7 protein-coding genes are annotated in these 9017 nt (G+C 61.0%); 6 read left to right on the forward strand and 1 reads right to left on the reverse strand.

Annotation, left to right across the window (positions count from 1 at the left end):
- Positions 1 to 94 precede the first annotated feature (94 nt).
- Positions 95 to 4309, forward strand: coding sequence for a DNA-directed RNA polymerase subunit beta' (gene rpoC / locus CRO48_RS29470; RefSeq protein WP_097143234.1), 4215 nt, complete (start codon positions 95 to 97; stop codon positions 4307 to 4309).
- Positions 4310 to 4643: 334 nt separating this feature from the next.
- Positions 4644 to 4892 (forward strand): hypothetical protein, encoded by a 249-nt coding sequence (locus tag CRO48_RS29475; RefSeq protein ID WP_097143235.1) that lies wholly within the window; start codon positions 4644 to 4646, stop codon positions 4890 to 4892.
- 91 nt (positions 4893 to 4983) lie between these two features.
- Here the strand turns inward: CRO48_RS29475 and CRO48_RS29480 are convergent, their stop codons facing one another.
- Positions 4984 to 5280 (reverse strand): transcriptional regulator, encoded by a 297-nt coding sequence (locus tag CRO48_RS29480; RefSeq protein ID WP_097143236.1) that lies wholly within the window; start codon positions 5278 to 5280, stop codon positions 4984 to 4986.
- A gap of 557 nt (positions 5281 to 5837) precedes the next feature.
- Here CRO48_RS29480 and rpsL point away from each other — a divergent pair.
- From rpsL to CRO48_RS31940, 4 genes are all read left to right on the forward strand, one after another.
- On the forward strand, positions 5838 to 6209 hold the full coding sequence (gene rpsL / locus CRO48_RS29485) for a 30S ribosomal protein S12 (RefSeq protein ID WP_003507760.1): 372 nt from the start codon (positions 5838 to 5840) through the stop codon (positions 6207 to 6209).
- Between the two features lie 53 nt (positions 6210 to 6262).
- Positions 6263 to 6733 carry a 30S ribosomal protein S7 gene (gene rpsG, locus CRO48_RS29490; RefSeq protein WP_097143237.1) on the forward strand — a complete coding sequence of 157 codons (471 nt, stop codon included), beginning with the start codon at positions 6263 to 6265 and terminating at the stop codon, positions 6731 to 6733.
- Between the two features lie 20 nt (positions 6734 to 6753).
- The gene (gene fusA, locus CRO48_RS29495; RefSeq protein ID WP_097143238.1) at positions 6754 to 8853 is read left to right on the forward strand and encodes an elongation factor G; all 2100 of its coding nucleotides are present in this window, start codon (positions 6754 to 6756) and stop codon (positions 8851 to 8853) included.
- 69 nt (positions 8854 to 8922) lie between these two features.
- Positions 8923 to 9017 (forward strand): GTP-binding protein (locus tag CRO48_RS31940; RefSeq protein WP_131922527.1); only part of this gene is annotated, 95 nt, incomplete at its 3' end.

Here is a 9017-nt window from a genome sequence, read left to right on the forward strand (position 1 = left end):
GCGGCATTTTCCGTTTCAAGCGGCATTGCGGCACCCGGGTATCGCCGCATTCGCCCGCTAAGCTGAGGGCCTCAGGCCCACAAAGGAGACAGGCATGAACCAAGAGGTCATGAATCTTTTCAATCCGCAGGTGCCTGCACAGACCTTCGATTCCATCCGGATTTCGATTGCGTCGCCGGAGAAGATTCTTTCCTGGTCTTATGGCGAGATCAAGAAGCCGGAGACGATCAACTACCGTACGTTCAAGCCTGAACGCGACGGTCTCTTCTGCGCGCGCATCTTCGGGCCGATCAAGGACTACGAGTGCCTGTGCGGCAAGTACAAGCGCATGAAGTACAAGGGCATCATCTGCGAAAAGTGCGGCGTCGAAGTCACGCTGTCGCGCGTTCGCCGCGAGCGCATGGGCCACATCGAGCTCGCAGCGCCCGTCGCCCACATCTGGTTCCTGAAGTCGCTTCCCTCGCGTATCTCGACCCTGCTCGACATGACGCTGAAGGATGTCGAGCGCGTTCTCTATTTCGAGAACTACATCGTCACCGAGCCGGGTCTGACGGCGCTGAAGGAAAACCAGCTCCTCTCCGAAGAGGAGTACATGATCGCGGTCGACGAATATGGCGAGGACCAGTTCACCGCCATGATCGGCGCCGAGGCCATCTACGAGATGCTGGCTTCGATGAACCTTGAGAAGATCGCGGGCGACCTGCGCTCCGAGCTTGCCGACACCACGTCGGACCTCAAGCAGAAGAAGCTGATGAAGCGCCTGAAGATCGTCGAGAACTTCATGGAATCCGGCAACCGCCCGGAATGGATGATCATGAAGGTCGTCCCCGTGATCCCGCCGGACCTGCGTCCGCTGGTTCCGCTCGACGGCGGCCGCTTTGCGACGTCGGACCTGAACGATCTCTACCGCCGCGTCATCAACCGTAACAACCGTCTGAAGCGCCTGATCGAACTGCGCGCGCCGGGCATCATCATCCGCAACGAAAAGCGCATGCTGCAGGAATCTGTGGACGCGCTGTTCGACAACGGCCGTCGCGGCCGCGTCATCACCGGCGCCAACAAGCGTCCGCTGAAGTCGCTCTCCGACATGCTCAAGGGCAAGCAGGGCCGCTTCCGTCAGAACCTGCTCGGCAAGCGCGTCGACTATTCCGGCCGCTCCGTCATCGTGACCGGTCCGGAGCTCAAGCTGCACCAGTGCGGCCTGCCGAAGAAGATGGCGCTCGAGCTGTTCAAGCCGTTCATCTACGCCCGCCTCGACGCAAAGGGTTTCTCCTCGACCGTCAAGCAGGCCAAGAAGCTCGTCGAGAAGGAAAAGCCGGAAGTCTGGGATATCCTCGACGAGGTCATCCGCGAGCATCCGGTCCTGCTCAACCGCGCACCGACGCTGCACCGCCTGGGCATCCAGGCCTTCGAACCGATCCTGGTCGAAGGCAAGGCGATCCAGCTGCACCCGCTCGTCTGCACCGCCTTCAACGCCGACTTCGACGGCGACCAGATGGCCGTTCACGTGCCGCTGTCGCTCGAAGCCCAGCTCGAAGCCCGCGTGCTGATGATGTCTACGAACAACATCCTGCATCCGGCAAACGGCGCACCGATCATCGTTCCCTCGCAGGACATGGTTCTCGGCCTGTACTACCTGTCGATCATGAACCAGAACGAGCCGGGCGAAGGCATGGCCTTCTCGGATCTCGGCGAGCTCCAGCATGCGCTTGAAACCAAGTCCGTGACGCTGCACGCCAAGATCAAGGGCCGCTTCAAGTCGGTCGATGCCGACGGCAAGCCTGTTTCCAAGATCTACGAGACGACCCCCGGTCGCCTCATGATCGGCGAACTGCTGCCGAAGAACGCCAACGTTCCCTTCGACATCTGCAACCAGGAAATGACCAAGAAGAACATCTCCAAGATGATCGACACGGTCTACCGTCATTGCGGTCAGAAGGACACGGTCATCTTCTGCGACCGGATCATGCAGCTCGGCTTCGCCCATGCCTGCCGCGCCGGCATCTCGTTCGGCAAGGACGACATGGTGATCCCGGACACGAAGGCGAAGATCGTCGGCGACACCGAAGCGCTCGTGAAGGAATACGAGCAGCAGTACAACGACGGCCTGATCACTCAGGGCGAGAAGTACAACAAGGTCGTCGACGCCTGGGGCAAGGCCACCGAGAAGGTCGCGGAAGACATGATGGCCCGTATCAAGGCCGTCGAGTTCGACCCCGAGACCGGTCGCCAGAAGCCGATGAACGCGATCTACATGATGTCCCACTCGGGCGCCCGCGGTTCTCCGAACCAGATGCGCCAGCTGGGCGGCATGCGTGGCCTGATGGCCAAGCCGTCGGGTGAAATCATCGAGACGCCGATCATCTCGAACTTCAAGGAAGGTCTGACCGTTAACGAGTACTTCAACTCGACCCACGGCGCCCGTAAGGGCCTTGCGGACACCGCTCTGAAGACGGCGAACTCGGGTTACCTTACCCGTCGTCTCGTCGACGTCGCGCAGGACTGCATCGTCAACCTGGTCGATTGCGGCACCGAGAACGGCCTGACGATGACCGCCATCGTCGACGCCGGTCAGGTCGTGGCTTCGCTGGGCGCACGTATCCTGGGTCGTACAGCCCTCGACAACATCGATCATCCGGTCACCGGTGAGCGTATCGTCGATGCCGGCAAGATGATCCTCGAGCCGGACGTCATCGAGATCGAGAAGGCTGGTATCCAGTCGATCCGCATTCGCTCCGCACTGACCTGCGAAGTGCAGACGGGCGTCTGCTCGGTCTGCTACGGTCGCGACCTTGCTCGTGGTACGCCGGTCAACATGGGCGAGGCCGTGGGTGTCATCGCCGCGCAGTCGATCGGCGAGCCGGGCACCCAGCTCACGATGCGTACGTTCCACCTTGGTGGTACGGCGAACGTGGTCGACCAGTCGTTCCTGGAAGCGTCCTACGAGGGCACGATCCAGATCAAGAACCGCAACATGCTGCGCAACTCCGAAGGCAATCTCATTGCCATGGGCCGCAACATGGCGGTGACGATCCTGGACGAGCGTGGAGTCGAGCGTTCCTCGCAGCGCGTTGCCTACGGCTCGAAGATCTTCGTGGACGACGGAGACAAGGTAAAGCGCGGCCAGCGTCTGGCCGAGTGGGACCCCTACACCCGTCCGATGATGACCGAAGTCGACGGCGTCGTCGAATTCGAGGACGTCGTCAACGGCATCTCGGCGAAGGAAGAGACGGACGAAGTCACCGGCATCACCAAGCGCCAGATCATCGACTGGCGTTCGACGCCGCGCGGCTCCGACCTGAAGCCGGCGATCGTGATCAAGGACAGAAGCGGCGCCGTCGCCAAGCTGTCCCGTGGTGGCGAAGCCCGGTTCCTGCTCTCGGTCGACGCGATTCTTTCGGTCGAGCCGGGGCAGCAGGTCTCCCAGGGTGACGTTCTTGCCCGTTCGCCGCTCGAAAGCGCCAAGACCAAGGACATCACCGGTGGTCTGCCGCGCGTTGCCGAGCTGTTCGAGGCTCGTCGTCCGAAGGATCACGCCATCATCGCCGAGATCGATGGCACGATCCGCTTCGGCCGCGACTACAAGAACAAGCGCCGTATCACCATCGAGCCGGCGGAAGATGGCGTCGATCCGGTCGAGTACCTGATCCCGAAGGGCAAGCCCTTCCATCTTCAGGATGGCGACTACATCGAGAAGGGCGACTACATCCTCGACGGCAACCCGGCGCCGCATGACATCCTGGCGATCAAGGGCGTGGAAGCACTGGCTTCCTATCTCGTCAACGAGATCCAGGAAGTCTACCGTCTGCAGGGCGTTGTCATCAACGACAAGCACATCGAGGTGATCGTTCGCCAGATGCTCCAGAAGGTGGAAATCACCGATGCGGGCGACTCGACCTACATCGTCGGCGACAACGTCGACCGGATCGAGCTGGAGGACGTCAATGACCGCCTGATCGAGGAAGGCAAGAAGCCGGCCTTTGGTGATCCTGTTCTGCTCGGCATCACCAAGGCGTCGTTGCAGACCCCGTCCTTCATCTCGGCCGCTTCGTTCCAGGAGACCACCAAGGTTCTCACGGAAGCTGCGATCGCCGGCAAGACAGACGGTCTGCAGGGCCTGAAGGAGAACGTCATCGTCGGTCGTCTGATCCCGGCCGGTACCGGCGGGACCATGACGCAGATCCGCCGTATCGCGACGGCCCGCGACGAGATGATCCTCGACGAGCGCCGCAAGTCGACGGGTGCTGCCGCAGCAACTCCGATGCTCGCGGATTTCGCCGAAGGCGAGAGCGTGCCGGCAGGCGAGTAAGGTCACGCGGCGTCGCGCTGCGACCTTCAAGAGCAATCCGAATAAGGAAGCCGCCCGGAACTTTCCGGGCGGCTTTATGTATGGCGGTGAGGGCGCGGCGGGGAGGGCGCGGCATGCGGGCCACGGTGCGATCGTCGTGATACGTGAGGGAGGCATCCGTGGGGTCTGGCCAGTGTGGCGGCGCAGGTGGTCGCTTCGGATGCGGTGGTGGAGGTATGCATCCGGCCTACCGCATGGGTAGTAAAAATTGCAGCCTCATACCCCAAATGGTGGTGGCGGGTTGTTTCTACACCTACGACTATCGGAATGTACCAACTTCCAAAAGGGGACACCGATGGCAGCAGATAACACCCGCCCACCGCACACAAAGGAAACCTCGCTGGCGCAAGCACTGGACGGCAAGCCGCATACGTTGATCTCACGGTCACCGACGTCTGCGGTCTACATTGACGGCAAGGGCGGACAGATCCTGCTGAGGGGCAGCGGGTTCGAGTATGACGGAGATGTAGCGATAAAGGGAACGGTGACGGGGGCGACGTTCCTCGACCGGGATGGAAGCGCCTTTCTCGCCTGGGAGCTCTGAAGGCGGGCGTCGCCAAATGCGCCTCAGGGAGCGCTCCTAGGCGACGCCATTTCCGAGGCTGCGACCCGGCAGGTAGTCTGCGCCTCGATATTCAAGCGAAACGGATGATCGCGACTTCACCTTCGAGTGCGCCCTGGTAGGCAGAGGCGTGCGGCTCGTCGATCGGGGCTTCGTTCAGCGTGCCGATCTGGTCCAGATCCGCTTCGAGGAAGCCTTCCTCGGCCAGCGCGTTCAGGGCCTCGCGAACGGCGCTGTCGTCATCCGGTGCGCGGAGCATGACGTGGATGTCGATGCCGTCCTCGTCGCCGTCGCGCTCATAGGCCTTTCCGATGATAATGAAGACCATGGCGTCTTCGGAAGTGTTGTCGTTGTCGGGGGAGATTGACATGGGCTTTCCTTCACATTCGTCTGGAAACGTCCTTACGCCGTTCCCGCCGGAATGAAAAGTACGACGCATTGGGGACGGAGAATCGCCGCGCAGGGGACGAAAGCGGCAGCATGGTTGATTCTCCGTTCAGTCTTCATTAACGTTTGCGTGACATTAGCGGCGTCCTGAACGCGCCTCCCGGCCGTAGCCCGCGCTAGGCAATTGAGCGCGAATGCCTCGGATATCAGGGTTTGGCGCATGGGTTGAGCAAGAATATTTCGCCGCTCCCCTTGACGCGCGGGACGTAAGCCAGTAGAGCGACCGCCATCGGAGCCTATGTGAGGCTGGCTGGTTCAGTACGACTCGTTCTGGAGTTCGCCTCAAACAGGGATCCATCGCACGTGAAGACATGATTGCTGCACGCATGACGCGGGTATACCGCGTCCTCTGCCTTTTGGAGGGCCATTCGCTGAGGCGGATCGGTCCTGTTTTGCGCATGAAAAGAAGGCGTGTGGCGTCGCCGGCAACGGCAAGTTCCGCCCGAAAGGGTAACGAGACAAGATTTAAGGGATGGTTGAATGCCTACCGTAAACCAGCTGATCCGTAAGCCGCGTCAGGCACAGGTAAAGCGTAACAAGGTTCCCGCTCTTCAGGAGAACCCGCAGAAGCGCGGCGTATGCACCCGCGTCTACACGACCACGCCGAAGAAGCCGAACTCGGCTCTGCGTAAGGTCGCCAAGATCCGCCTGACCAACGGCTTCGAAGTCATTGGTTACATCCCGGGCGAAGGCCACAACCTTCAGGAACACTCCGTGGTCATGATCCGCGGCGGCCGCGTGAAGGACCTTCCGGGTGTGCGTTATCACATCATCCGCGGCGTTCTCGATACCCAGGGTGTCAAGAACCGCAAGCAGCGCCGCTCCAAGTACGGCGCGAAGCGTCCGAAGTAACCAGTAACCGGCGCCATTTCGCTGGAACCCAATTTAGTTGAGAGACGAAAAGTATGTCCCGACGTCATAAAGCAGAAAAGCGCGAGATCAATCCGGACCCGAAGTTCGGCGACCTCGTAGTAACGAAGTTCATGAACGCCATCATGCTCGACGGCAAGAAGTCCGTCGCCGAAACCATCGTTTACGGCGCATTCGATGTTGTTCAGGGCAAGGCCAAGGCGGACCCGCTCGGCGTGTTCCATTCGGCCCTCGACAACGTTGCGCCGCACGTTGAAGTTCGTTCGCGCCGCGTCGGTGGTGCAACCTATCAGGTCCCGGTCGACGTTCGTCCGGAGCGCCGTCAGGCTCTCGCTATCCGTTGGCTCATCGCAGCGGCCCGCAAGCGGAACGAAACCACCATGGTCGAGCGCCTCTCCGGCGAACTCATGGACGCAGCAAACAACCGCGGCAGCGCCGTCAAGAAGCGCGAAGACACGCACAAGATGGCTGACGCCAACCGTGCGTTCTCGCACTACCGCTGGTAATCTCGAAAAGGCAGTCCATTATGGCACGCGAATACAAGATCGAAGACTACCGTAACTTCGGTATCATGGCGCACATCGACGCCGGCAAGACGACGACAACCGAGCGTATCCTTTACTACACCGGCAAGTCCCACAAGATCGGCGAAGTCCACGACGGCGCCGCGACGATGGACTGGATGGAGCAGGAGCAGGAACGTGGCATCACGATCACGTCGGCTGCCACCACGACCTTCTGGAAGGGCCGTGACGGCAAGACCCGCCGCTTCAACATCATCGACACCCCCGGCCACGTCGACTTCACCATCGAAGTCGAGCGTTCGCTGCGCGTTCTCGACGGCGCCATCGCGCTGCTCGACGCCAACGCCGGCGTTGAGCCGCAGACCGAAACCGTCTGGCGTCAGGCCGAGAAGTATCATGTTCCGCGCATGATCTTCTGCAACAAGATGGACAAGACCGGCGCGGACTTCTATCGCTCGGTCGAGATGATCAAGACCCGCCTCGGCGCCACCGCCGTCGTCATGCAGCTGCCGATCGGCGCTGAAAGCGACTTCAAGGGCGTCGTCGACCTGATCGAGATGAATGCTCTTGTCTGGCGCGACGAATCGCTCGGCGCCCAGTGGGACGTCGTCGAGATTCCGGAAGACCTGAAGGAAAAGGCTGAAGAATATCGCGAGAAGCTGATCGAGACGGTCGTCGAGATCGACGAAGCCGCGATGGAAGCCTACCTCGAGGGCAACTATCCCGACAACGACAAGATCCGCGAACTCGTTCGCCGCGGCACCATCGACGTGAAGTTCCACCCGATGTTCTGCGGTACGGCGTTCAAGAACAAGGGCGTCCAGCCGCTGCTCGACGCGGTCGTCGACTACCTGCCGTCCCCGGCAGACATCCCGGCGATCAAGGGCATCGACGTGAAGACGGAAGCCGAGATCGAGCGTCACGCCGACGACTCGGAGCCGCTCTCCATGCTCGCCTTCAAGATCATGAACGACCCCTTCGTCGGTTCGCTCACCTTCGCCCGCATCTATTCCGGCAAGCTCGAAAAGGGTACGTCGGTCATGAACACGGTCAAGGATAAGCGCGAGCGCGTCGGCCGCATGCTGCAGATGCACTCCAACTCGCGTGAAGACATCGAAGAAGCCTATGCGGGCGACATCGTTGCTCTTGCAGGCCTGAAGGACACCACGACGGGCGACACGCTCTGCGACCCGCTTAAGCCGGTCGTTCTCGAGCGCATGGAGTTCCCCGAGCCGGTTATCCAGATCGCTATCGAGCCGAAGACGAAGAACGACCAGGAAAAGATGGGCCTCGCGCTCAACCGCCTGGCTGCCGAAGATCCGTCCTTCCGCGTCAAGACCGACGAAGAATCCGGCCAGACGATCATCGCCGGCATGGGCGAACTGCACCTGGACATCATCGTCGACCGCATGCGTCGCGAGTTCAAGGTCGAGGCCAACGTCGGCGCGCCGCAGGTTGCTTACCGTGAGACGATCACGCGTAAGACCGAAAAGGACTATACGCACAAGAAGCAGACCGGTGGTACCGGCCAGTTCGCCCGCGTAAAGCTCGTTTTCGAACCGAATCCGGACGGCGAAGATTTCGTCTTCGAATCCAAGATCGTCGGCGGTGCTGTTCCGAAGGAATACATCCCGGGCGTTCAGAAGGGCATCGAAAGCGTCCTGTCCTCGGGTCCGCTCGCAGGCTTCCCGATGCTCGGCGTCAAGGCGACGCTCATCGACGGCGCCTTCCACGACGTCGACTCGTCGGTCCTCGCCTTCGAAATCGCATCGCGTGCATGCTTCCGTGAAGCTTCCCGCGAGGCTGGCGCCCAGCTCCTCGAGCCGATGATGAAGGTCGAGGTTGTGACGCCGGAAGACTACGTCGGCGACGTGATCGGCGACCTGAACTCCCGCCGCGGCCAGATCCAGGGCCAGGAATCGCGCGGCGTCGCCGTCGTGATCTCGGCCAACGTGCCGCTGGCGAACATGTTCAAGTACGTCGACAACCTGCGCTCCATGTCGCAGGGTCGCGCACAGTACTCGATGGTGTTCGACCACTATTCACCGGTTCCGTCGAACGTCGCACAGGAAATCCAGGCAAAGTATTCCGGTCAGAAGTGACCGGAATACCCAGATCCGAGAAGATTTGACCTATTCCCCGCATAGGGGACAGAAAATGGAGAGCCGGAAATGGCAAAAGGTAAGTTTGAGCGCAACAAGCCTCACGTAAACATTGGCACGATCGGCCACGTTGACCATGGCAAGACGTCGCTGACGGCGGCGAT

Origin of the sequence: Rhizobium subbaraonis (assembly GCF_900220975.1) — a bacterium.
GTDB classification, from domain to species: Bacteria; Pseudomonadota; Alphaproteobacteria; order Rhizobiales; family Rhizobiaceae; genus Mycoplana; species Mycoplana subbaraonis.